Source organism: Pseudemcibacter sp. (assembly GCF_965661635.1).
Lineage (GTDB): Bacteria > Pseudomonadota > Alphaproteobacteria > Sphingomonadales > Emcibacteraceae > Pseudemcibacter.
In genome coordinates, this window is record NZ_CBFIEP010000167.1 from 1 (window position 1) to 26169 (window position 26169).

Here is a 26169-nt window from a genome sequence, read left to right on the forward strand (position 1 = left end):
TTTTTTTAGTGTTTGCGAAAACGGCGGCTTAAAAATATACTTTAAGTACAAAATGCACTAGGGAGATACTTTGGTACGCTTATTTTTCATTTTTAGTTTTATATTTTTAAATTTAAATACTGTTACTTGGCCTAATGACAAAGTTGATCAATATAATAGATCTCTTAACAAAGGTAATTCTGCTGAAAAATTTGAAACTATCCAAAGAATAATCCAAGAGAAAGTATCTTCGCCAAAAATTGAAAAATCATTATTTCGATTATTACGTAAAAGCGAGGACTTAGAAAGTAGCCTCCTATATTTAGAAGCATATTTAATCACGATAGACGATAAGAAAAAAGAAATGAAAGCTTATGATCTATTTATTGATAATGGATTAGATAAACGATGGCCAAAGGGAATAAATAAAATTGAAGCCCGTTCAAATTTTGTAGCGGAATTAGAAATTTTAAACCCGCGACGGAAAACTTATTAGAATTTTTAATAGAGAAAAAAAACGACAAAAAATTCAATGTTAAACTTCAATATTTCACGATAAGAGAACTTCTTAAGAATAAACCTACATTAGCCGTATATGTTATTAATAGGTTACCTGAAAAACCAGGTTTATATTTAAGTTTCCTTTATCATATGTTCGGCGAAGATTTGAAACCTTATGCTGAAAATATAAGAGAGCATATAATAGAATTTCCAGTTAATACGATAGATTTATTGTATAAAGCTGATGCAATTACGGATTCAGAAATCTTGCATGCTGCTAACTCAATTACACCTGAATATTTTATTAGTTATAAAATTAGTGCAAAAGAAACACATGAGTTGCAAATGGTAACTGCTAGGGGATTGATACGACCATTTAAAATGTTCGGCGGGAAAAGAAATAAGAATATAGTTTTTGCTGAAATTTTAGCGGCAAATTTTGAAAATAGTGAAATCGCGAAAAAAGCCATCTTCGATATAATAGATGGTGGCGCCTTTTTACTCGCTCGCAATGCCTTTGTGAAATATCCAATTCAAAATAATTTATCCAAAACAGAACTAGTAGATGTTCTTATTAACACACTTAAAAAAAATAATTCTCAAAGAAATTTTGTTACTAGCGACATATGCTTATATTTAAGGGATTTTGATAATTTAACAAATGAGCATAAGAGTGTAATATTGAATAAAGCAATCTTTGATAGTTCAGAAATTGTTAGAATGAGCTGCTCATTAGTTTTTGAGAAAAACAAAATAACGGAAAATTTGTACAAAGTAATCTCTGATGCACCATTTGGAAATGTTGCTGCCGAAATAGAAAAAATTAAAACCTCTGCAAATATTAAACAAATTAAAGGTGATAATAATATTCGCAGAAGTGGAATTAATTATCAGGTGAATATTTTTAACCCCGATAAAATACCAAACCTATCGATTCTCCATAAAACAGGCTTAATTTTGTCTTATAATTATAAAGATGCACATGGTTTAGAAGTTGTAAAAGATTTCTTAGATACTGGGGTGGGCTTTATTAGAGCACTAAGGCCAGAAAATGACCTAAACCCTGAGTATAGAAGCTCTGAAGCATTAGTATCATTTATAAAGTTTGATGATAGAATTCATTATGTTTTGGATTGGACACCAATGGATATATTGGCAGCAGTAAAATTTAAAAATGGTAGAGAAGAGTGGGAAAATTTTATTTTCGATAATTTGAATTCTGAAATAGAATATAAAATATTAAATTCTGCTATGTTGATAAATCAATATAAAACCTTTTTACCTAATAGGTTTACTAATTTAATCATCAAAAAAATTAATTACACAACTATGGCAAAGGTCGAACTAATTCATTCACTTCAATATGTGCAAAGAAATCAAAAAGTTGATACTTTATTATTTGAAGAAATGAATTCAGAAAATGAAGAAGTGAAAAATGCTGCATTAGAAGTGTTAAATAGATTTAATGGATCAGATAAATAATTATTATCGAAGTTTAAAATCTTCAGCCAGATAGGCCCATCTTTCGTGGTCTTCATAGTGATTACCAATTTTGAGGTATTTTCTTGAAAAACCTTCCTTCGAAAACCCGACTGATTTTATCAGGGCGAGGGAGGCAGTGTTATTTGGTTGAACATTTACTTCCACTCTATTTAAACCGATTTTTACGAAAGCATGGTCAAGTATCAAGTTAAGGGCTTCTTTCATGTATCCTTTACCACTTTGGGTTTGTTCTGCGTAATACCCTAATGTTGCGGAGCTAAAGGGATCTAGGCGAATACTATTAAGATTAATCACACCGATGAATTGATTATCAACATTGCTAAAAACGAAAACGCCAAAAGTTTTTCCCATTTTCATTCTTGAAATATATTGATCATAAAATCTTGGATCTGAAGAAACATAAACCCATGGTTCATGATAATTTTTATTACGTTTAATAAAATCGATAAAAATATTTTTATGCATATTCGCAGGCAATTGAAGGTGGATATTTTCACCAATGCCAATCACATTTGTGGTTGGATTGATTAAGGGAACGAAGTCCATCATGATTTCATTCCCTCAGTCGTTATCTTGAAAATTTATTATTTGACGGAAAGCCGTGTGGCGGCATGCGGCCGACTTGACCACGCTTTCCTGTCCACGGCATTAGGTCCGTTTCGGTACGGGTTTTGCCGCCTCGCATTTCCCAACTAAGGCCTTCGGTTGCATTGAATGAGATTATATCACCAAGGTTGCCGCCTTTATATTTCTGTAAAATGGCGCCGCGTCCACGGGTCATTTCCGGCATCTGATCAATCGGGAATACCAAAAGTTTTCGGTTTTGACCAACAATCGCAATATGGTCATGGTTTTCATCAATTATCCTTGCAAGAACGGCCTTGTTTTTACCGTCCTCTACATTCATAACAAGCTTACCGTTTTTAGTGCTAGCGAGCACCTTATCAGCATCAGCCATAAATCCACGACCGGTTTCTGCGGCAATAATGATTTTTGTACCCGGTTGAAGCATAAAGAGCGAAACGATTTCTTCTTCGTTTCCAAGATCAATCATTAAACGGACCGGCTCACCATGGCCACGGCCGCCCGGCAATTTATCGGCGCCAAGAGTATAAAAACGTCCATCAGTGGCAAATAATAATACTTTATCCGTTGTTTGACAGTGGAATGCGAATTTCGCTTCGTCACCTTCTTTAAATTTGATCTTGTCATCGATTTCTACATGCCCCTTCATGGCGCGAATCCAGCCTTTTTTCGAGCAAATTACAGTGACGGGTTCTTTTTCTATCATAGCTTCAAGCGGGATTATAGCGGCTTCAGGGGCATCGGCGAAATCGCTTCTGCGGGCGCCAACTTCGGTTTTCTTTCCGAATTTTTTACGCATCTCCCTTATATCATCGGAAATAACATTCCAGCGTTTTTCTTCGCTATCAAGTAGTTCTAATAAGTATGCTTTCTCTGCCTCTAATTCGGCATGTTCGGTTTTAAGTTCCATTTCTTCTAATTTACGAAGTGACCTTAACCGCATATTGAGAATGGCGTCTGCTTGTACATCCGTTAGTTTAAATGTATCCATCAAACATTGTTTAACGTGATCTTCTTCACGAATGATGCGGATCACTTCATCAAGATTTAGAAATGCAATTAAATATCCGCCAAGAACTTCTAAACGATGATCAATTTTACCTAAACGGTATTTTGATCGACGGATGAGGACATCTTGACGATGATCGAGAAAAGCTTGTAGAACCTCACGAAGGTTCATGACACGCGGCATTTTGCCGCCTTCAAGCACATTCATATTTAATGAAAAACGACTTTCAAGGTCCGTGAGCTTATAGAGGCTTTCCATAAGCATTTCTGGTTCAATGGTTCTATTTTTGGGCTCAATAACAATACGAATATCTTCCGAACTTTCATCGAGCACATCACCGAGGATAGGCAGTTTTTTATTATAAATAAGATCCGCAATTTTTTCAATAAGTCGGGATTTTTGTACCTGATAGGGAATTTCAGTAACAATGATTTGATACATCCCGCGCGCGCCTTCTTCAACGTGCCATTTTGCCCGCATTCTAAAGCTGCCGCGTCCTGTTTCATAGGCTTGTAAGATATTTTCGCGTGGTTCGACAATCGTTCCACCGGTTGGGAAGTCAGGCCCCTGAACGTATTCGACTAGAGTGGCGATGCGTGCATTAGGTGTTTTAATCAAATGCAATAGCGCTTGGCATAATTCGTCAACATTATGTGGCGGAATGCTGGTCGCCATACCAACGGCGATACCCATCGCACCATTTGCAAGAAGATTTGGAAAATTTGCAGGCATAACGGTCGGTTCTTCTTCTTCACCGTCATAAGTCTCGCGAAAACTAACCGTATCTTTATCAATATCTTCCATAAGGGCGGTTGCTATTTCTGTCATCCGCGCTTCTGTGTAACGCATAGCAGCTGCATTATCGCCATCGATGTTACCGAAATTACCTTGTCCATCTACGAGCGGATATCTAACGGCAAATTCTTGAGAAAGTCTGACCATTGCATCATAGACAGATTGATCACCATGTGGATGATATTTACCAATGACGTCACCGACTACACGGGCACATTTTTTATATCCCGTGTCCGGATTTAATTTCAATTGACGCATAGCGAAAAGCAGACGACGATGTACTGGTTTTAAGCCGTCACGTACATCGGGAAGTGATCGCGACATAATCGTTGAAAGCGCATAAGAAAGGTAACGATCCCCCAGAGTATCACCGAGAGGAACGTTTAAAATGGTATCTTCATTTGTAACTTTATTCATGTGTTTTACTATAACAATCTTACGGCTAGTTTAAAGCTTAAAATGACGAAAAAAACTAGTCTAAGAAATATGATCGATTAACATGCGTCTTGCTTGAGGAATTTTCTTTCCATAAGGGTTAAGCATATGACGTTCCATGAAGAATTCAGTTAAGTGTAGACCATCTAAAATTGCCTGTTTGTCTGTTTTTTTACTTTCTCCGATGAGGAAGCCGGGTAAGGGAAGCATTTTATCTTGATAAGGTTTTCCTGCATCTTGACTTACGGCGCGGCCAGACTTTGGTGATACATAAATTAAATTTTCTGTCAGGCCCGTCGCTGCGCAGCAGTCTAAGTTTAAGCCATAACCAAGCTCTGATAATAACCCTAATTCCCATTTGATAAGGAGAGGCGCCCAATTGGAAATTTCATCATCTGTTGCTTCAAGTGCATCCAATAAGGCAATAAAACCATCAAGCAATGGTTCATGTTTTTCATTTTCAGCAATCGCAAGACATAGAAGCCCAGTGCAGCTATTTAAAGCAGCAAGTTTTCCAGGGTGATATAGATAAGAAACGGCACGTGCATTTTGTAGTTCAACTGAATAAGTACCCAAATGAGTTTCTAAACGTCCACGCCATGTCACGCTAACTTCGTTACCAGGTTGGATGTTACCGCGTTGCCGTCTACCTAGTCCACCTTTGACAATACCGGCATGGCGGCCATGTTCACGGGTAAAGATTTCAAGAATGGCGTCAAATTCACCATATTTTCTTAAAGACAGAATAATGCCTTGATCGCGCCATTCCATTGATTTCTCACATAAATATTATTCGCTATCATATTAGATTAGGATTCGTTAATTTGTAAGACTAGAAATAGGAATATGTTGAGAATTATAGTTAATGGAATATTAATTAATCAATTTTATATTAGCTAAAAATCGGTAACATCAGTTTAAGGGGGTAAAGTGCGCCAAATAAATCAAAAATTTCTAAAGGCAATTATTGAAGCGACGCCAAATGCTATCTACATCAAAGATGAAGATGGTAAGTACCTAATGATCAATGAAAAGGGTGCCAAAACAGTTGGGAAAAAGGTAGAATATTTCATTGGTAAAGATGATAGTGAAATATTCCCAGCGAAACTTGCCAAAAGAGTTATGGAACTTGATCGTTCAGTTTTTGATAGCCAACCACACAATGGTGTAGAAGAGGTGGATGTAGATACCATTTTTTATAGTCACAAATTTATTATAGAAGATGAGGAAAATGGCGAAAGAGTATTGGCAGGTATTTCTACGGATATTTCAAAGTTTAAAAAAACAGAAAATGAATTATTTGATGCAAGGCTAAAAGCTGAAGAAGCCAATAAACATAAAAGCGTTTTTCTTCAAAATATGTCCCATGAATTAAGAACGCCGTTCAATGCGATAATTGGGTTTTCAAGTATTCTTTCCGGTGAAAGCGGAGCAAAGAATGAAAAATTTGAACAGAATTTTGAAGAATACGCTAGGCTTATAAATTCCAGTGGGAAACATTTACTTGCCATTATTAATGACCTTTTGGATCTATCAAAAATTGAAGCGGGGAAACAAGATTTTAGCGAAAATGAAATTGATGTCGCCTACGAAGTTGAATCGTGTATTCAGACTTTAAGAACGCTGGCTCTTGAACATGATATTGTCATCGAAGAAGAAATTCCCGAAGAAGAAATTCTCTTACGCGGAGACGAAAGAATTCTTCGTCAGCTAGTATATAACCTATTATCAAATGCCATTAAATATTCTTATAGTGATAATAAAGTCTTGGTTAAATTATCATACCGCAATAGTGGTGGGTTAGATGTATCAATCATTGATAAAGGCATTGGTATGTCTAATGATGAAATCACCAAGGTAATGATACCCTTTAGGCGAGCCTCACACGTTAAAGAAACAGATATTACAGGCACAGGACTTGGGCTGCCATTGGTTGATGCTTATATAAAATTATTCCAGGGAAATTTAGAAATTCAAAGCGAATTAGGAAATGGAACAAGGGCAACGCTTCATTTCCCAAAAGAAAGAATTCTAAAAGATTAGAACTAGTAAATTAATATTGTCTAAGAAGGCCGATTAATCGTCCTTGAATACGGACACGGTTCGCTGGGTATACTTGTGTTTCAAAATCACGATTTGATGGCTCAAGTGCAATATCAGGACCACGCTTTTGTAATGTTTTGAGTGTTGCTTCTTCCTCGTTGACAAGGGCCACAACAATTTCACCGTTTCGGGCATTTTCACAGCGTTCAATGACAACGCGATCACCGTCTAAAATACCAGCTTCAACCATACTGTCGCCATCAACATCTAACGCATAATAGCTTCCTGAGCCAAGCATAGCAGCAGGAACGCCGATATTTTCAAATTGTTCTAAGGCTTCGATAGGGGTACCAGCCGCAATTTTACCATGAAGTGGAATTTCCAGTGTTTGTGGATCAACATCTTGAGATTTGCCGCCAAAATCCGGTCTAAACAAATTGCTTTCTTGTGATGTGTTATCTTCGTCTTCTGGTAATTTAATAACCTCTAGCGCGCGAGCACGATTAGGGAGCCTTCGAATAAAACCGCGTTCCTCGAGTGCATTGATAAGTCTATGAATGCCGGATTTTGATTTAAGCTCAAGTGCTACTTTCATCTCTTCAAAGGAAGGGGCAACTCCATCTTCACGAAGTTTATCATGAATAAGCATTAACAAAGTATGTTGTTTTTTCGTAAGCATTTAAATCTCCCGTATATCTATATATGTTCTTTTATGTTCTATTTTTATTCTCCTGTCAAGAACAAAGACGAGAACATTAAATTAGGACGATTTTTACTAACTCACCTGCCTTTGCTGGAAGCGCTTTTACATCACGAATGAGCAAACAATTCGCGTCAGACATAGTTTTCAGTAAAGCGCTGCTTTGGCTGAAATTTGCGGAAACAGTTTTTATGCCGTCTTGATTTTCTGTATAAATAGCACGCATAAAATTCATGCGACCACTTCCTTCTTTAATGTCATGATCTAATATGGCGTGGCTGATGGGGTATCCATATTCGCCGAGGCCTTGCATTTTATTCATTGCAGGCAACATAAAATTAACAAAACAAATATAAGCACTTGAAGGGTTGCCTGGCATACCAAAATAATGGATGCCTTTAAAATCACCATAAACAATTGGTTTTCCCGGTTGCATGGCTACTTTCCAGAAATCAACTTTTAAGCCCGCATCTTTTAATACGTCTTTAATAATATCATAATCACCTACGGAAACGCCGCCAATTGAAACAAAAATATCGACGTCTTTTACCTTTGAGATTTTTGCTTTTACGTCGTCTAATGTATCGCGTGCCGTACCGATATTAACAGGAATACCGCCGTTTTCTTTTATTAATGCCATAAAGAGAGGGACGTTAGAATTTACAATTTTATCAGGACTTATTTCTGAACCTACGTCCAGAAGTTCATCACCGGTTGAAAGGATTGCTACTTTAGGTTTCCTATAAACACAAATTTTTTCAACATTACCTGCGGCGATAACGGCAATATGTCTTGCCGTTATTTTTACCCCTTTTTTTAAAAGGATATCATCTTTTTTGAAGTCTTCCCCGATCTTACGGATATTAATGCCTTTGGCGCGGCATTCATTTATCGTGACTTGATTGCCCTCAAAAGAAGTATTTTCCTGCATAATTACTGTATCAGCCCCAACTGGAACAGGGGCGCCAGTAAAAATGCGTAGGGCTTCACCATTTGATAATGACCCGTCAAATGATTTCCCTGCTTGAGATTCATCAATTAATGTTAGCGGTCCGCCAATATCATCAAAGCGAACTGCATATCCATCCATTGCAGATGCCGCAAATGGAGGTTGCGTTAATTGAGAGCGAACATCATCCGCTAAGACTCGTCCAAGAGCATCATGAATTGAAATTATTTCTGTTTCAATTGGATGTGAACGATTTAAAATCGTTTCAAGTGCTTCTGGTACTGGGAGAAGGGCCATTTATTATTCCGCGTTATAGGTTCCAGATTTGCCGCCAGATTTGTGTGTTAAGCGTATATCGGTAATTCGCATCGCTTTATCGACGGCCTTACACATGTCATAAATCGCGAGCCCCGCAACAGAAACTGCTGCAAGTGCTTCCATTTCAATACCTGTACGGCCGTAAAGACTAGCGGTTACGGTTATATCAACACAATTTTCGTCAAAATTGCTGACGAGGTCCACTTGAACATTTTGGATCGGGAGGGGGTGACATAATGGAATAAGGTCGGCCGTTTTTTTAGCAGCCATGATACCGGCAAGTCTTGCGACCGTATAAACATCACCTTTTTTAACACCACCCTTTTCAATCAAAGAGAGCGTATCAGCCTGCATATTAATGCGCCCTTTGGCAACGGCGATACGTTTGGTTTCCGCCTTTTCTGATACGTCGACCATACTAGCACGTCCTTGGTCATCCAAATGTGTTAAGTCTGACATCTTTATTTTCCTTTGATCTTTTTTTATAAAGAACCATTCAGCAGATTTTTAGTAGCAAGCTCAACATCGTCCTGACGCATAAGCGATTCACCTATTAGAAAACTATTTATACCACATGTTTCATTTAACATTTTTAAATTTTCGTGGGTGAAAATCCCGCTTTCACTAACCAATGTGCGGTTAGGACCTGCAAGTTTCGCAAGCTCTATTGTGGTTTTTAACGTTACTTCGAATGTTTTTAAGTTGCGGTTATTAACACCAAGAAGGGGTGATTTCAATTTGTGAGCTCGTTCTAATTCATCTGCATCATGGACTTCAATAAGCACATCGAGCCCTTGTTCAATAGCGGTTTGTTCTATTTCTGCGCAGAGCACATCATCAATCATTGCCATAATAATCAATATGCAATCAGCGCCAAGAGCGCGTGCCTCAACGATTTGATAGGGATCAACCATAAAGTCTTTGCGTAGCGCAGGAAGTGAAACAGCAGAGCGTGCCTTTACAAGATATTCATCAGCACCTTGAAAATAAGGAACATCGGTTAGTACACTTAAACAGCTTGAGCCAGCTGTCTCATACGCTTTTGCAAGTGCGGGTGGATCAAAATCAGGGCGGATTAAACCTTTGCTCGGGCTTGCTTTTTTAATCTCGGTAATTAGTCCAAATTTTCCTGCCTTCTCGGCATTTAATAAATTTTGATGAAAACCGCGAACGGGTGATGCTTTTTTCGCATCCTCTTCAAGTTCCGAAATCGAGCGATTTAATTTACACTTTGCAACATGTTCGCGCGTGGTTGCCGCAATTTTAGAGAGAATATCACTCATCTTCTTCGGGCTCCGGTGGCTCTTCGTTGGACATTGTGATCCATGCATCAAGTTTTTCTTTTGCTTTACCACTGTCAATTACATTTGCAGCAATCGAAACACCATCTTTTAAATCTTTTGCTTTACCAGATACAATAAGCGAGGCGGCAGTATTGAGAAGTACAATATTGCGGTACGCATTTTTTTTGCCTTCTAAAATATCGATGATGGCGGCTGCATTAAATTCAGCATCTCCACCTTCAATGTCTTTTAAGCTCGCTCTTTCTAGCCCTGCGTCTTCTGGTGAAACGGTGAATTCATTAACGGTGCCATTTTTATATTCGGCCACATGGGTTTCGCCCGTAATCGTTATTTCGTCAAGTCCGTCTGACCCGGTCACAACCCATACATGTTTACTCCCTAAACGCCCGAGTACTTCGGCCATAGGACGGTTCCATTTTTGATCAAAAACGCCAATAACCTGAAACTTGGTTTCTGCGGGGTTAGAAAGTGGGCCGATTAGATTAAATATTGTGCGGGTTCCAAGCGATGCACGAGCAGGCCCAACATGGCGCGCTGCACTATGGTGACGTGTCGCCATAAGAAAACTTATCCCCAGTTCATCTAGGCATTTTTTAACGATAAACATATCCGCATCAATATTAATACCTAATGTTTCAAGAACATCTGCACTACCGGATTTGCTTGATACGGCACGATTGCCGTGTTTTGCAACCGGAACACCGCATGCTGCAAGTACAATGGCCGCTGCCGTTGATATATTATAAGTACCCGCCGTGTCGCCGCCGGTTCCACATGTATCAACTGCACCAGCAGGTGCTTTGATGGTTGCGGCTTTACTGCGCATGGCTTCCACGGCACCAGTGATTTCATCTAACCGTTCGCCGCGAACTCTTAAGGCCATTAAAAAAGCACCAATTTGTGGTCCCGTCGCATCGCCATCCATCATGTAATTAAACGCATCGCGGGCTTCTTCGCGGCTAAGAATATGGCCTTCAGCTAAGTCTGCGATTTTTTTTTTGAAATCAAGCGACATGTTTATTACCGTCATTATGAAGTTGTGCAAGCGTTAGAAAATTTTTTAATAAATCATGTCCGTGTTCAGAAGCAATGCTTTCCGGGTGAAATTGTACTCCGTGAACGGGGAATTCTTTATGGGATAATCCCATGATAATGCCGTCTTCGGTTTCCGATGTGATTTCAAGACAGTTGGGTAAGGTTGCACGTTCAACAATCAGTGAATGATAGCGTGTTGCATCAAACGGATTTTTAAATCCATTAAAGATTGTTTTGTCATCATGTTTAATTTTGCTTACTTTGCCGTGCATTAAATAAGGCGCATGTGTGACTTTACCGCCATAAACTTGACCGATAGATTGATGACCAAGGCAGACACCTAATATTGGAATAGTGTGTCCCAGTTTTTCAATAATTTCCATGCAGATACCAGCTTCATTTGGTGTCTTTGGGCCGGGGGATAAAATTATACCTTCTGGGTCTTTGGCTTTTAACTCATCAACGGTAATTTCATCATTACGATAAACTTCTGTCTCTGCCCCGATTTCACCGAGGTAGTGATAAAGATTATAAGTAAAACTGTCGTAATTATCGATCAGCACATACATGGTAAGGATACCCTTTATTAAAATTACCCTCTCTTTTACAAAAGATGCTGCAAAAGGTACAACAATAATTTAAGCTTTATTGAAAAATATAATAAAAAACAAATTCAAGGGAAATGCATGATGTCTAAACGTCACTCAATGTTGCTTTTATATTCTATCATTGTTGCAGTTATACTCGGCGCGGCTACGGGCTGGATTATGGGTGAAGATGCGCACATGTTTTCTTGGATGGGGACGCTTTTTCTTAATGCTCTTAAAATGGTTGTGGTGCCTCTAATCGTTGCGGCGATTATAACGGGGGTCTCTTCACTTGGTGATATTCGGAAACTTGGTAAACCTGGTGGAATAACAATTTTATTTTTCTTAAGCAGCATGCTCATCGCTGCCACTGTGGGTATGATTTTAGCAGGTGTTTTTGTGCCGGGCGGTGATTTCCATCTTGTTGCAAAGGATGCAGCAGCACTAAACGCGGAAAATGCGACGACTATTAGCGATGTGATGCTTGGTTTAATATCACCAAATATAATTGCCTCAGCTGCCAACATGGAATTGTTACAGCTTATTGTATTTTCAATTATTTTTGGTGCGGCCTTGACGGTTACTGGCGAAAAAGGGCGCGTCGTTAGTAATTTTTTTGAAAGTTTAAATAATATCATGATGGTGATGGTAGGGTGGATTATGTATCTATCACCATTTGGTATATTTGCCCTTGTTGCTACGCCAATCGCTGAGGCTGGTGGCGGGGAAGCAGTATTGGAAACATTTGCGGCCGTCGGTGGGTATGTTCTCACCGTATTAAGTGGGCTGGTCGTTCAGGCGATTATTTTATTTTTGCTTTTGGTCTTTATTGCGAGACGTGGGATAAATTATTTGGGTGAAATTTCACCCGCACTGCTTACGGCATTTAGCACGTCAAGTTCATCGGCAACCGTGCCACTTTCGATGGATTGCGCGGAAGGTGCAGGATTAAAGAAAAGCCCGGTTAGGTTTGTGATCCCGTTGGGTAGCACCGTAAATATGAATGGCACAGCCGTTTATCAAGGGGTTGCGACAATATTCCTGGCGCAAGTTTATGGTCTTGAGGTGACGTTTGGCAGTTATATTATTATTTCATTATCAACGGCGTTGGCGGCGATTGGATCCGCAGGCATTCCCCAAGGGGGACATATCATGACACTAATGGTTTTTTCCATTGTTGGTATTCCAGCAGAAGGGTTCGGGCTTATTGTTGGCGTGGATTGGTTCCTTGACCGTTCAAGAACGACATTAAATGTATGGGGTGATTTGGTCGGCGCAGCCATCTTGGATCGGTTTATGACCGGTGACACTTAAACTTTTTATGATGGACGCCATCAAGTCTTTCGATTAGCTTATGAAAAACAAATTATAATGAGGGGCGAATATGTCTAATTTTTTCAAAACAATTCTTATAGTATTCTTTACGGTGGTGGGTGTTAATAACGCATTTGCCGATGATTACGATGTCAGAGAACATTATACCAAACACGAATATGCCATTCCAATGCGTGACGGCACAAAAGTATTCACGGCCGTTTATTCACCAAAGGATAAATCGAAAACCTATCCAATGTTGATGGTTAAAACACCGTATTCGATCCGTCCTTACGGTGTTGATAATTTTCCGACCAATTTAGGGCCAAGCGGTGGAGATAACCGGTTTGCAAAAGATGGGTATATTTTCGTTTATCAGGATGTTCGTGGCCGTTTTATGTCGGAAGGTGAATTTCGCAATATGACACCCCATAACCCGAATAAAGGGCCAACGGATCATGACGAAAGTTCCGACATGTATGATACGGTGGAATTTCTGCTTGAAAATGTGGATAATAATAACGGAAACTTAGGGATATTCGGCATTTCTTATCGCGGATTTTATGCGGCATCATCAATCATCGATAGTCATCCAGCCATTAAGGCCGCAAGCCCACAATCACCGATGGCTGATATTTTTTATGGTGATGATTTCCATCATCGCGGTGCATTTTTCCTGCTTGACGCATTTCGTTTTTTCCGTGGATTTGATCAGGATCATAACAATCCTGCCAAACAAGGAAAGCGTGACGCATTCCAATTTCCTGGCAATGATGCTTATAAATTCTTCCTTGAACTAGGTGCGCTTCATAATGTGAATGATAAAATATTCAAAGGAAACAGCCCCTTTTGGAATAAATTGATGGAACATGGTGATTATGATGAATTCTGGCAAAGCAGAAATATTGCACCGCATTTAAAAAATGTGAATGCAAATGTAATGACCGTGATTGGGTCATTTGATGCGGAAGACAGTCATGGTGGTACAGCCATTTATGAAGGCATTGAAAAAAATAACCCACGTACTGATAACTTCCTTGTGCGCGGCCCGTGGTTCCATGGCGGCTTTGTGCGTTCTGCCGGTACAGAGCTTGGTAATGTGCAATTTGATGTTCAAACATCCAAGGATTATAAAGAAATCGACCTTAAGTTCTTTAATCACTATTTAAAAAGTGGTCCTGATCATGAGCTTCCTGAAATGCTTGCCTTTTATACAGGTGAAAACGAATGGCGCAGCCACGATCAATGGCCATCCGAAGAAGCAGAAAATAAAACATTCTATATCCACGATAATGGTGCCATAAATCATGAAAAACCAATGGGTGAGGGGTATGATGAATGGGTCAGTGATCCTGCAAATCCGGTTCCTTATACACAAGAAATCTCAAATGGGCGTTCGCGTGAATATATGGTCGAAGATCAGCGTTTCGCGGGCACCCGACCTGACGTGATGGTTTATGAAACAGAAATACTTACCGATGATTTAACTTTATCGGGTCCAATTGTTGCTGATCTTTATGTTTCGACAACGGGTACCGATGCCGATTTCGTTGTTAAAGTGATTGATGTGTTTCCGGATGATTACCCGGAAATTGAGGCAGCCGAAGACAAATATATGGATGTACCGATGTCCGGTTATCAAATGATGGTGCGCGGCGAAGTGATCCGCGGCAAATACCGTAATAGCTACGAAAATCCGGAAGCCTTCAAATCAGGTGAAGTCACCCAAGTGAAATTTACACTTCCTGATATTACCCATACGTTCAAACAAGGTCATAAAATGATGATCCAAATCCAAAGTTCATGGTTCCCGCTTGTGGACCGGAACCCACAGCAATTCCTAAACATATATGAAGCAAAGGGTGAAGATTTCATCAAAGCAACCCACCAGATACATACATCGGAAGAGTATCCGAGCAGTATCACGGTCGGTGTGATTGAATAGAAACGAAAAAAGGCCGCTAGAGATAGCGGCCTTTTTATCTTAATCTCAGAATTTTTAAATTGCGTCGATCGCGGCTTTCATTGCGTTTAGTGCGCCGTGAAGTTTTCTATGGGTTGTTCCAAGGTTCATACGCATATAGCCGACACCTGTACGGCCATAGTTCTCACCCGGGTTAATATTAACACCCGCTTTTTGAATGAAGAATTTCTTCAGCATATCACCAACGCGGTCATCACCTTCTGGGTCACCAAGTTTCTTAGCAACGGCTTTACAATCAAGCCAAGCGAGGTAAGTTCCTTCGTGAACTTTATATTTCACGTCTTTCATTTCTTCTTTACAGAATTTTTCAAGGAATTTCGCGTTACCGTCCATATATGCCTGCATATCATCCATATATGTTTCGCCGTGCTTATAAGCAGCATTTGATGCAATAATGCCCATTGTATTAAGAAGAAAACGGTTGTGATTACCGATTTTCTTAATACGGCTAAGTAGTTCTTTATTATCCGTGAACATATAGCCTGTACGGTGCGCCGCTAGGTTAAATGATTTACTTGTTGATTTAAGAGTAATGCTGTTCATGGCATAAGCTTCACCAAGTAATGCATATGGTACATATTCCGCATTTTTATTTATGAAATCGCAATGGATTTCATCAGCAATCATAAGTGCATTATATTGGTTGGCAAGATCACCAAGTTTACGAAGTTGATCCGCCGTCCAGCAATTTCCCGTAGGGTTTTGTGGGTTACAAAGAATGATCGCTTTTGCACCGTCTTTAAGAAGACGCTCGGTATCATCATAATCAAAATCATAATTACCATCATCATCAATCACCAAATCACTTTCCGCGAGTTCACAAAGCGCACCGGGAATTACACTAAAGAAACTTGAATAGTTTGGTGTATGAAGAATAACTTTATCGCCCGGATCGCAAACGGTGCGAAGCGCACTTGAAACACCATCAAGAACACCGATACAATTTTCAATTGTGCTTGGGTCGACATCTTGATCGTAGCGTCTTTTGTTCCAATTAACGATATTTTGTTTGTAATCAGCTGGCGGTGCTTCATAACCCCAGTTATGGTGGTTAAGGCGACTTTGTAGAGCCGCTGTGATTTGTGGCATTGTGCGAAAATCCATATCAGCAACACCCATTGGGAATGGAACATCATATGGACGAGCGTTTTTACGGATCATATCCCACTTGAAATCACCCGATCCAATACGGTTAAATTCTTCGTTTAAGTCGTAGGCCATAGACATTGACATATGTCCCATGCCTTTTGCACTTACAGATACGGCCGGTAGGCTCGCTGCACTGGTTAAAAATACAGCCGCACCTGCACCTTTCATGAATAGACGACGGTCTAATTTAGAATTGCTCATTAAAGTTCTCTCCCGCTAATGGCTAAAATATTATTTTAAAATGTTTGCGTAATCCCGAATATTATTTTTATTTTTTGGGATAATCTCGCAGAGAGTGCAATAATGTAACAATATTGTCAATATTTAGAGTGGTGAAACGTTATGAAGAGAAAAATTTTCTAATTATGGACAAATATATGTCCTTTAATAGAATAATATCGCTCACTTTGACACATTCATTGACTTTATGGATGGTTTTGTTAATTAAACCAAACTCAATAACGGGACAATAATTTTTAATAAATCTGGCATCAGAGGTGCCGCCGGTGGTGCTAAACTTGACCGTTTTTCCTGTTATTTCCTTAATACCTTGTTCAATTAGTTCGCTAAGGTCACCTTTTGGGGTTAAAAATGAATCTCCTGAAACATTAATATCTAAAGTATGGTTTTCACTGTGTGTGTTGCAAATATTCGTAATGATTTTCGTTAAACCATCCGCATTTTGTTCACTATTAAAGCGAATATTAAATTTTGCGGTGGCATTCATGGGGATTACATTTGATACTTTATTACCCACATCAATAGTTACAATTTCTAAATTCGTTGGATCAAAGAAATCATTACCTTGATCAATTTCCCATTTGTTCAAATCATCAAGTATTTTGATAAGTCGCGGAATGGGATTATCAGCCAAATGCTGATAGGCAACATGGCCTTGTGTACCATGAACTGTTAGTGTTCCATTTAAACTGCCACGACGGCCAATTTTTGCCATTTCACCAATTTTATGGGTATTGGTTGGCTCACCAACAATGCACATATCCGGAACTTGATTATGTTCCTCAAGCCATTTTAACATCTTTACGGTGCCATTGATCGCAGGACCTTCTTCATCGCCCGTAATCAATAAACTAATAGATCCATCAAAGTCATCTATTTCAGAAACGGCGGCCACAAATGACGCTATACCACATTTCATATCACTGGCACCGCGACCATAAAGAATACCATCCTCAATAATTGCGGCAAATGGATCATGTTTCCAATCATTTAAATCGCCAATGGGAACTACATCCGTATGTCCAGCGTAACATATGTGAGGGGATTTAGTGCCGCGTCTTGCAAATAAATTATCAATATCTGGTGTTCCTTCTTCGGAAAAGGGAAGGCGCGTGCATTCAAAACCGATTGATGTTAATGCTTTTGCTAGCACATCAAGTGCCCCTGCATCATTTGGTGTGAAACTGGGGCATTTAATAAGGTCTTGTGATAAAATAATGGGGTCAATGGACATGATTAATCACACATTTAATCACGAAGCAGATCATTGATCGATGTTTTTGATCTTGTTCGTTCATCCACACGTTTCACGATAACCGCCGCATAAAGACCAGGGCCTGGGGTGCCGTCAGCCATAGGTTTGCCGGGTAATGTGCCCGGCACAACAACGCTATAAGCGGGAACACGGCCCATAAATATTTCGCCAGTTTCACGGTCAATAATTTTTGTCGATGCACCGATAAAAACGCCCATACTAAGAACGGCACCTTCTTCAACGATCACGCCTTCGGCGACTTCTGAACGGGCGCCGATGAAACAGTTATCTTCGATAATGACAGGGCCAGCTTGCAATGGTTCAAGTACACCGCCGATACCGGCGCCACCAGAAATGTGTACGTTCTTTCCAATTTGAGCACATGAGCCAACCGTAGCCCAAGTGTCAATCATGGCTCCTTCATCGACATAAGCACCCAAGTTTACAAAGGACGGCATCAGAACAACATTTGGTGCAATAAAGGCGGAGTGACGAACAATCGCATTTGGAACGGCGCGAAAACCGGCGTTATTAAAATCATCGGTTCCCCATCCTTCAAACTTTGAGGGGACTTTATCGTACCAGCTGCTTTTTTGACCGGGCCCACCGGGTATTCTTTTCATTGAATTTAAGCGAAATGATAGCAGCACAGCCTTTTTAAGCCATTGATTGACGGCCCATTGGTCATTTTCTTTTGAAGCAACACGTGCATTACCGTTATCCATCATGTTTAATGCTTCGTTTACGGCATCACGGATTTCACCTGTTGTATCCGTGTTCAATGTATCGCGATCTTCCCATGCTTGATTGATGGTAGCGATTAATGTCTGATCTGACATTTTAAAAATCCTTTTACGTATTTGTTTTTATATTGTTAATCCAAAAGTCTCGCTTGTACCATAGCGTCTTTAACTTTTACTGATACTACTGACTTAACACTAAACTTACTCATTTTTATTTTCTCCAAAATGTTTTCTTAACGTGTTTAAAAATGTTTTACCCATCACAGGTTTTGATTAACAAGAAGAGCTTTTAAGCAGCAATTCTATATAAAAAGTTAAAGATAAAATTTTAGATATTATTTTCAGTTTTTCTTAGGGGAATACTATAACATATTGGAAGATTTTTAATAAATTAATTCTAATATACGATCTAAAAAATGTGATTATTAGAAATATTTATTAACTGATAAATAAAATAAGAAATATTTTTCTTAAATTGTGAAAATTGTAATTTATTGTAATCGTAGGTTTTTAATGTTCGTTTAATGCATAAATGTAAAAAAAACCTCCTGAGAGAATTACTCAGGAGGTTTATTATTTAAGATTGTATTTTATAAAGTTAAATTGCGTCGATGGCAGCTTTCATAGCATTTAAAGCACCATGAAGTTTCTTGTGTGTTGTTGCTAAATTCATTCGCATGCATCCAGCACCATTTTTACCGTAGTTTTCACCAGGATTTAAATTAACACCCGCTTTTTCAATGAAGAAACGTTGCAATAGATCACCAACTCTTTGTTCGCCGTTAGGGCCGCCAAGTTTTTTGGCTACTCTTGTGCAATCAATAAAGGCAAGGTACGTTCCTTCGTGTACTTTATATTTCACATCTTTCATTTCTTCGGCACAGTATTTCTCAAGGAAATGACAATTGCCGTCAATATAAGCCTGCATATCATCCATATATGTAGCACCATGCTTATATGCAGCATTACAAGCAATCATACCAAGTGCATTTAGGGAGCCACGTTGATGACCGCTTTTCTTTAGATCATCAATCATTTTTTGATTATCAGAGAAAAGATAAGCCACATGTTGTGCCGCTAGATTAAATGATTTACTGGTTGATTTAAGTGTATAACTTGATTGAGCATATTTTTCACCAAGTGTTGCATATGGTGTATATGTTGCATGCTTATTGACAAAGTCACAATGGATTTCATCTGAAATAACAAGAACACCTTTAGAAATACAAAGATCACCCATGGCACGCATTTCTTCTGGACTCCAACAGTTTCCTGTTGGGTTTTGCGGGTTACAGAATAGCATCACTTTAACATCATGCTCGTCAATTTGCTTACCCATTGTTTCAAGATCCATTTCCCAGCGGCCGTCATTTAAGACAAGTGGGTTTTCTAACGAAGAAAATTGTGCATTACGGACAACACTAAAGAACCCAGAATACCCAGGTGTTTGAATAAGGACGGGTGCACCATTAGTGTTATGTAATTTAAGAATAGAGAGACAACCATCAAGAACTCCATGCGCATTTAAGATGCTGCCTGGTTTTACTGTTTGATCATAGCGTTTCGCATTCCAAGCAATAATATTTTCATAGAAGTCTGCCGGGGCAGGTTGATAACCCCAGTTTTGATGCCCCATACGTTTCATTAATGCTTCTGTAATATGCGGAAGTGTTCTGAAGTCCATATCAGCAACGCCCATTGGAAATGGCACATCATGCGGACGTGCTCGGCGGCGCACACCATCCCATTTGCTATCACCGGAACCGATGCGGTTAAATTCTTCATTTAAGTCATATGCCATAGACATAGAAGTATGACCCATCCCTTTTGCATTTGTAGTCGCCGGAACAGCAAGGCCGCCTGCCATAGCACTACCGAATAATGCGGTCGCCCCAGCGCCTTTCATAAAGAAACGGCGGTCTAAAGTTGTTTTTTCTGACATATTGTCACTCCCATTAATTGAATTTATTTTTTTAAACTGTTGCGAAAAAGAGATTGCTACAGCTTTTATGATCTGTCAATGATGCACATATAAAAAAGGCGCCGAAAAGGCACCTTTTTAAGAGAAATTGAAAATTATTTAAATCGTGTCTATTGCTTTCACAATATTATCGAGCGCTAATTTTAACATTTTTTGGTTTGTTGCTAGGTTCATACGCATAAAGCCTACCCCACCTTTACCGTAGTTTTCACCAGGATTGATATCGATCTTGGCATTATCCATGAACCATTCTTTCATATAATCGCCTGTGCGATAAGTTTTAATGCTCGTCACACCAAAGAAGTCTGTTGCAGTTACATTATTAGCCTTATTATATTCAGTTAATTCAATCGCTTTATTTTCAGCATCAAGCTTTTCAAATAATTCACGACAATCAAGCCAAGCAAGGTAAGTACCTTCATGAACTTTATATTTGATTAGTGGAATATTTTCAGCACAATATTGTTCAACAAATTTTGCATTTTTCGTTAAATACGCATTTTGTTCATCAATATATGTATCACCGTGTTTATAAGCTACATTAGACGCTATCATACCCATGATGTTTAGAAGTAACCGTTGGTGACCACCCTTAAGAACTTTATCAATATATTCACGGTTATCAGAGAACATATAACCTGTGCGATGCGCGGCTAAGTTAAAGGATTTACTGGTTGATTTATAAGTAATACTATTCTGTGCGTATTCTTCACCCAATGAAGCATAGGGTACATATTTATTTTCACCCATTATAAAATCACAGTGAATTTCGTCGGCAAGAACAAGGACGCCGTATTTATTACAAATATCACCTACTGAGCGCATTTCATCAGCGGTCCAACAATTCCCCGTTGGGTTTTGAGGATTACATAGGATGAATAATCTTGCACCATCTTTAACGTGCTGTTCAAAATCGTCTAAATCAATTTCATAACGACCATTAACAAGCTTCATTTCATTTTCGGCTTCGTGCATTCCCGCCTGATGTATCGTTGTAAAGAAGGAGCTATAAGTTGGTGTTTGAACGATGACTTTGTCGCCTTCTTTACCAAAGGCCATTAATGTACTTAATACGCCATCTAAGACACCAACACTATTTAAGATATTACCTTTAGGAACGTCTGTATTATAGCGACGTTTATTCCATGCGACCGTATTGTCAGGCAAATCAAGTGGCGGTATTTCATATCCCCAATTTTCAGTTTCAAGACGTTTTTTAAGAGCCGCTGTAATTTGTGGCATTGTTCTGAAGTCCATATCGGCAATCCCCATACCAACATCTAACTGTTTGCCGGGGTTAGACATTTTAATCAGATCAAATTTGATACTATTCTTACCGACACGGTTATAGCCTTCATCAAAGTTTACACCAGTCGACATGGGTGTTGATTGTCCCAAACCAGCCGCAAATGATGAAGATGAGCCAATTGCTGCGCCCCCAAGTAATGCTGCTGCACCGGTTCCTTTCATAAAGAAACGGCGGTTTAATTTAATATCTTTTGTCATTAAATTTCCTTCTTCCGATTTTTATTGCGTTATGCCTAGCATTAAAATGTTTCTGGTGTCAACATAGGTGATATTATGTTTTAATTTTAAGAATGCTAAATTTTTTCTATGAAGCGAAACAATAGAATACTATAAAATAATAAGAATAATGATTCACACATAGGCCAATTTCGCATGCATAAAAATATAACAAATAACAATTCGCCAGCGAAAGCGCCAAAGGAAGGATCAAAAAAGTCCCCACCTAAACAGCAAAACCGTTCTAATAATAACAGAAATCGAAATAACAATAGAAATCATTTTAAGAATCAACAGAACAAAGGGCATGTTTACGGCGTTGTTGATTTAGGTACGAATAATTGCCGCTTGCTTGTTGCGGTTCCGCAGCAAAATGGTTTCCGAGTGATTGATAGTTTTTCACGTATAGTTCGATTAGGTGAGGGGTTAAAAGAAGAAAAAAGAATTTCCGATCAGGCAACGGAACGGACGGTTTCAGCATTAAAAATCTGTATGGATAAAATGAAACGTCGTGGCGTTACCCGAATGTGGAATGTTGCTACTCAAGCCTGCCGTGAAGCAGAGAATGGTGATCATTTTGTCAAAACCATCGAAGAGCAAGTAAAAATTAAGCTTGATATTATTGATCCGAAAGAAGAAGCGCGTCTCGCTGTAATGGGTTGTAAAGCTTTGCTTGATACCAATTATAATCGCGGCATCGTTTTTGATATTGGTGGTGGAAGCACGGAAATTATTTGGATTGAATATAACGAGAAACGCATTCCAGAAATTATTGATTGGATTTCAATCCCATTGGGCGTCGTGAACCTCTCAGAAGAATATGGTACAGAAAAAGTATTGCCCGCCGAACATTATCAAGAAATGAAAGAGCGCGTAAAAGAGCATATCGTGCCATTTGAAGATAAACACAACATTCGTTCGTCAATTGATGAAAATAGAGTTCAATTGATGGGAACGAGCGGTACGGTGACAACTCTGACCAGTATGCATTTAAATCAAGCCGTTTATGATAGAAATGAAGTCGATGGTGCATGGATGAAAAGTAAGGATCTCGTAAATCTTTGCACTGATTTGGCTAAACTTGATTATAAAGAGCGACTTGCGCTTAATAATATAGGGAATGACCGTGCGGAGCTTGTGGTTGCGGGGTGCGCAATTTTTGATGCTCTGATTGATGTATGGCCCATTGATGACTGCCGCGTAGCTGATCGAGGCATCCGCGAAGGCATGCTTCACCATCTTATGGATGAACAGCGCCGCATTAATAAGGCAAAAAGAAGAAAAAGATCACGTCGAAGTTATTATTTAAAACGTAACAATAAAAATAACGCGGAAGAACCAACCAATGATTAAGAAGCCTAAGATCAATAAATCTGGTAAGGTTGCACGCGTTGATCCGCGTGGTATTGTACGCGGTGAAAAAACGCGCGTAAAAACGGCCCGTTATAGGAAATCATCATCGACTAGGTGGTTGCAACGCCAATTAAATGATCCCTATGTAGCCGCGGCGAAAAGAGACGGATACCGAAGTCGAGCGGCTTATAAGCTTCTTGAGCTTGATGATCGTTTTTCATTTTTGCATGGTGTCCATACAGTTGTGGACCTCGGTGCGGCGCCAGGCGGCTGGACGCAAGTTGCCCGTCAACAGTGCGCAGGAGATGTGAGCATTATTGGAATTGATTTGCTAGAAGTGGCACCAATTCCAGGTGCAACATTTCTTGAAATGGATTTTACGACTGATGAAGCTGAGAAAGCTTTACTTGATTTAATAGATGGCCCCATTGATCTTGTGATGTCTGATATGGCCGCCGCAACCACAGGGCACCAAAATACAGATTATATTCGAACATTAGGACTTGTTGAACTCGCATTTGACTTTGCCAAAAAAACACTAGCAAAAAATGGTACTTTTGTTGCTAAAGTTTTTAGCGGTGGTACGGATACCGCACTTTTAAAAGATATTAGAGCAAACTTTACAAAAGTGCGCCATTTTAAGCCGCCAGCCAGTCGTTCAGAAAGTAAAGAAACCTATTTAGTGGCTCAAAGGTTTAAGAAAAGTTCATAAATATATGAATTTTTAAAGTTTTCGACACAATATTTTGTTTTATCTTTGACCTTTTAGGCGAATCTTGTTATCTCAGCGTTCTTTGTTGGATAGGAAAAATTATGAATATTCGCGAAGCACTCACATTCGATGATGTCCTGCTTGTTCCTCAAGCGTCTGAAATACTCCCGCGCCAAGTTAAATCACGGTCAGCACTAACCAAAACGATCACTTTGAACATCCCGCTTTTATCTGCGGCGATGGATACGGTTACTGAAGCCAATATGGCTATTGCTATGGCACAAGCTGGTGGGTTAGGGGTTATTCATAAAAACCTTTCTATTCAGGAACAAGCGACCGAAGTGCACCGTGTTAAAAAATTCGAAAGCGGGATGGTCGTTGATCCGCTAACTATTTATCCGGATCAAACATTAAACGAAGCATTTGACCTTATGAGTAGTGCAAAAATATCCGGTGTTCCGGTTGTCGAGCGAAACACAGGAAAGCTTGTTGGTATATTAACAAACCGTGATGTACGTTTTGCAACCAATATGATGCAGCCAGTAAGTGAATTGATGACATCGGAAGGATTGGTTACTGCTAAAGCAAATGTTTCAACCGAAGAAGCAAAACAGCTTTTACATCAAAACCGTATTGAAAAAGTTATCATTGTTGATGATGAATATAAATGTATCGGCCTTGTTACCGTTAAGGATATCGAAAAAGCAAAATTACATCCGGAGGCCTGTAAAGACGAAAATGGAAGATTACGAACGGGTGCTGCCACATCGGTCGGTGATGATGGATTTGAACGCGCAGAAGCATTGATAGATGCGGGCGTTGATTTCCTTGTTGTAGATACGGCACATGGCCATTCGCGCGGTGTTCTTGATACGATTGCTCGTATTAAAAAACAATATCCCAATGTACAAATTTCTGGTGGTAATGTAGCGACGGGTGATGGTACTCGTGCTCTTGCTGATGCTGGGGCTGATGTTGTTAAGGTCGGTATTGGACCGGGCTCAATATGTACAACACGGATAGTAGCGGGCGTAGGCGTGCCACAATTAACTGCAATAATGGATGCCGTTAAGGTCGCAAAAGAAGTGGGTGTATCCATTATTGCTGATGGGGGTCTAAAAACATCAGGTGATATTGCAAAGGCAATGGCAGCGGGTGCGAATGCGGTTATGGTTGGGTCATTATTGGCTGGTACAGAAGATGCGCCAGGTGAAGTATTCCTTCACCATGGACGTTCTTATAAATCATATCGCGGTATGGGGTCACTTGGTGCCATGAGCCGTGGATCAGCGGACCGTTATTTCCAAGAAGATGTTACCGATAACCTTAAGCTTGTGCCGGAAGGTATTGAAGGACAAGTGCCTTATAAGGGTCCAACGGGCAATATGATACACCAACTCGTTGGGGGACTTAAGGCGGCGATGGGCTATACGGGCAGCGCATCAATTAGCGATTTTCATAAAAATGCTGAATTCGTCAAAATTTCAGGTGCGGGTTTACGTGAAAGCCACGTGCACGACGTAACAATTACAAGAGAATCGCCGAATTACCCGTCGAATTAGGAATTAAACATGCTACCATCCGCCAGAATAGAAGCCGTAATCGAACTTACGGCCAAGGTCGCGCATTCCTTAAAGGAAAATGGCCCAGCCGCTGATGTTCTTGTACGTCAATATTTTAGTAGTCGTCGTTATGCAGGTTCTAAGGACCGTCGCCGTGTCACCAACTTGGTATACGATATTATCCGCCGCTGGGGTTTTTTAAATGATATAACTTCTGGTGATCCGCGCCTTATGGTTATGGTAGAATTAAAGTTAAGCGATGATGACCCAAAGAAATATTTTACGGGTGAAACTCATGCCCCTGATAAAATTACTTCCCAAGAAGAAAGGTTTCTTGAAACTGTTGTTTCGGAAAGTGAAGAGCATCACCGTTTAAATTACCCAAAATGGTTAGAAGAAAATCTAAAAGAACGTTTTAGTGAAAAATTTGTTCAGGAAATGAATGCATTAAATGAACGTGCGCCTTTGACTTTAAGAATTGCGAGAGATGCACCGAAAATTATAGAATATTTGGTTGATAAAGAAATCCAATACGAAAAAGGTGTTCATGCTAATAGTGCTATTATTTTAAAGGATCAAGTACAAATACGCGATTGGCCGATCTACAGA

General features: G+C 39.5%; 22 protein-coding genes and 1 pseudogene. 9 read left to right on the plus strand and 14 right to left on the minus strand.

Annotated features, from left to right (window positions below; all coding sequences use genetic code 11):
• The first annotated feature begins 70 nt into the window (after positions 1 to 70).
• Together ACTF6W_RS11085 and ACTF6W_RS11090 are read left to right on the plus strand one after the other, a co-directional pair.
• On the plus strand, positions 71 to 475 hold the full coding sequence (locus ACTF6W_RS11085) for a hypothetical protein (RefSeq protein WP_438994609.1): 405 nt from the start codon (positions 71 to 73) through the stop codon (positions 473 to 475).
• Between the two features lie 170 nt (positions 476 to 645).
• Entirely contained in the window at positions 646 to 1962 is a 1317-nt protein-coding gene (locus tag ACTF6W_RS11090; protein ID WP_438994610.1) for a hypothetical protein, read from the plus strand.
• Between the two features lie 3 nt (positions 1963 to 1965).
• Here the strand turns inward: ACTF6W_RS11090 and ACTF6W_RS11095 are convergent, their stop codons facing one another.
• The 3 genes from ACTF6W_RS11095 to recO are packed head-to-tail and all read right to left on the minus strand — an operon-like array spanning position 1966 to position 5578.
• A complete protein-coding gene (locus ACTF6W_RS11095) occupies positions 1966 to 2532 on the minus strand; it encodes a GNAT family N-acetyltransferase (RefSeq protein WP_438994611.1) in 567 nt (188 codons plus the stop codon).
• Between the two features lie 19 nt (positions 2533 to 2551).
• The gene (gene parC, locus ACTF6W_RS11100) at positions 2552 to 4789 is read right to left on the minus strand and encodes a DNA topoisomerase IV subunit A (protein ID WP_438994612.1); all 2238 of its coding nucleotides are present in this window, start codon (positions 4787 to 4789) and stop codon (positions 2552 to 2554) included.
• Positions 4790 to 4849: 60 nt separating this feature from the next.
• Positions 4850 to 5578 (minus strand): DNA repair protein RecO, encoded by a 729-nt coding sequence (recO, locus tag ACTF6W_RS11105; RefSeq protein WP_438994613.1) that lies wholly within the window; start codon positions 5576 to 5578, stop codon positions 4850 to 4852.
• A 159-nt stretch (positions 5579 to 5737) separates the two neighbouring features.
• Here recO and ACTF6W_RS11110 point away from each other — a divergent pair, with 159 nt between their 5' ends.
• Positions 5738 to 6850, plus strand: coding sequence for an ATP-binding protein (locus ACTF6W_RS11110; RefSeq protein WP_438994614.1), 1113 nt, complete (start codon positions 5738 to 5740; stop codon positions 6848 to 6850).
• Positions 6851 to 6860: 10 nt separating this feature from the next.
• On the opposite strand, the gene lexA is transcribed toward ACTF6W_RS11110, so the two are convergent.
• The 6 genes from lexA to ACTF6W_RS11140 form a co-directional block, all read right to left on the minus strand.
• A complete protein-coding gene (gene lexA / locus ACTF6W_RS11115; RefSeq protein WP_438994615.1) occupies positions 6861 to 7529 on the minus strand; it encodes a transcriptional repressor LexA in 669 nt (222 codons plus the stop codon).
• A 76-nt stretch (positions 7530 to 7605) separates the two neighbouring features.
• Positions 7606 to 8796: a molybdopterin molybdotransferase MoeA gene (locus tag ACTF6W_RS11120; protein WP_438994616.1), complete on the minus strand. Its 1191-nt coding sequence runs from the start codon at positions 8794 to 8796 to the stop codon at positions 7606 to 7608.
• 3 nt (positions 8797 to 8799) lie between these two features.
• A complete protein-coding gene (gene moaC, locus ACTF6W_RS11125; RefSeq protein WP_438994617.1) occupies positions 8800 to 9276 on the minus strand; it encodes a cyclic pyranopterin monophosphate synthase MoaC in 477 nt (158 codons plus the stop codon).
• A gap of 23 nt (positions 9277 to 9299) precedes the next feature.
• Positions 9300 to 10100 carry an indole-3-glycerol phosphate synthase TrpC gene (gene trpC, locus ACTF6W_RS11130; RefSeq protein ID WP_438994618.1) on the minus strand — a complete coding sequence of 267 codons (801 nt, stop codon included), beginning with the start codon at positions 10098 to 10100 and terminating at the stop codon, positions 9300 to 9302.
• On the minus strand, positions 10093 to 11154 hold the full coding sequence (trpD, locus tag ACTF6W_RS11135; RefSeq protein WP_438994630.1) for an anthranilate phosphoribosyltransferase: 1062 nt from the start codon (positions 11152 to 11154) through the stop codon (positions 10093 to 10095). The genes trpC and trpD overlap by 8 nt, the downstream gene beginning before the upstream one ends.
• Positions 11126 to 11725, minus strand: a complete 600-nt coding sequence (locus ACTF6W_RS11140; RefSeq protein ID WP_438994619.1) for an anthranilate synthase component II — start codon at positions 11723 to 11725, stop codon at positions 11126 to 11128. The genes trpD and ACTF6W_RS11140 overlap by 29 nt, the downstream gene beginning before the upstream one ends.
• Before the next feature lie 120 nt (positions 11726 to 11845).
• On the opposite strand from ACTF6W_RS11140, the gene ACTF6W_RS11145 reads away from it, so the two are divergent.
• Positions 11846 to 13057, plus strand: coding sequence for a dicarboxylate/amino acid:cation symporter (locus tag ACTF6W_RS11145; protein ID WP_438994620.1), 1212 nt, complete (start codon positions 11846 to 11848; stop codon positions 13055 to 13057).
• Between the two features lie 70 nt (positions 13058 to 13127).
• Complete coding sequence (locus ACTF6W_RS11150; protein WP_438994621.1) at positions 13128 to 15002, plus strand: CocE/NonD family hydrolase; 1875 nt, start codon at positions 13128 to 13130, stop codon at positions 15000 to 15002.
• A gap of 54 nt (positions 15003 to 15056) precedes the next feature.
• On the opposite strand, the gene ACTF6W_RS11155 is transcribed toward ACTF6W_RS11150, so the two are convergent.
• The 5 genes from ACTF6W_RS11155 to ACTF6W_RS11175 all read right to left on the minus strand — a co-directional run bounded on the left by ACTF6W_RS11155 (position 15057) and on the right by ACTF6W_RS11175 (position 21915).
• A complete protein-coding gene (locus ACTF6W_RS11155; RefSeq protein ID WP_438994622.1) occupies positions 15057 to 16391 on the minus strand; it encodes a MalY/PatB family protein in 1335 nt (444 codons plus the stop codon).
• Between the two features lie 139 nt (positions 16392 to 16530).
• Complete coding sequence (dapE, locus tag ACTF6W_RS11160; protein ID WP_438994623.1) at positions 16531 to 17664, minus strand: succinyl-diaminopimelate desuccinylase; 1134 nt, start codon at positions 17662 to 17664, stop codon at positions 16531 to 16533.
• A 14-nt stretch (positions 17665 to 17678) separates the two neighbouring features.
• A complete protein-coding gene (gene dapD / locus ACTF6W_RS11165; RefSeq protein WP_438994624.1) occupies positions 17679 to 18524 on the minus strand; it encodes a 2,3,4,5-tetrahydropyridine-2,6-dicarboxylate N-succinyltransferase in 846 nt (281 codons plus the stop codon).
• Positions 18525 to 19026: 502 nt separating this feature from the next.
• Complete coding sequence (locus ACTF6W_RS11170) at positions 19027 to 20370, minus strand: MalY/PatB family protein (protein ID WP_438994625.1); 1344 nt, start codon at positions 20368 to 20370, stop codon at positions 19027 to 19029.
• Positions 20371 to 20508: 138 nt separating this feature from the next.
• Positions 20509 to 21915, minus strand: coding sequence for a MalY/PatB family protein (locus ACTF6W_RS11175; protein ID WP_438994626.1), 1407 nt, complete (start codon positions 21913 to 21915; stop codon positions 20509 to 20511).
• Between the two features lie 174 nt (positions 21916 to 22089).
• On the opposite strand from ACTF6W_RS11175, the gene ACTF6W_RS11180 reads away from it, so the two are divergent.
• The 4 genes and pseudogenes from ACTF6W_RS11180 to ACTF6W_RS11195 all read left to right on the plus strand — a co-directional run.
• A complete protein-coding gene (locus ACTF6W_RS11180; protein WP_438994627.1) occupies positions 22090 to 23286 on the plus strand; it encodes a Ppx/GppA phosphatase family protein in 1197 nt (398 codons plus the stop codon).
• The gene (locus ACTF6W_RS11185; RefSeq protein ID WP_438994628.1) at positions 23279 to 23998 is read left to right on the plus strand and encodes an RlmE family RNA methyltransferase; all 720 of its coding nucleotides are present in this window, start codon (positions 23279 to 23281) and stop codon (positions 23996 to 23998) included. The genes ACTF6W_RS11180 and ACTF6W_RS11185 overlap by 8 nt, the downstream gene beginning before the upstream one ends.
• A 101-nt stretch (positions 23999 to 24099) precedes the next feature.
• Positions 24100 to 25560: an IMP dehydrogenase gene (guaB, locus tag ACTF6W_RS11190; RefSeq protein WP_438994629.1), complete on the plus strand. Its 1461-nt coding sequence runs from the start codon at positions 24100 to 24102 to the stop codon at positions 25558 to 25560.
• A gap of 9 nt (positions 25561 to 25569) precedes the next feature.
• Positions 25570 to 26169 (plus strand): annotated as a pseudogene (locus ACTF6W_RS11195) (hypothetical protein); the annotation flags it as partial.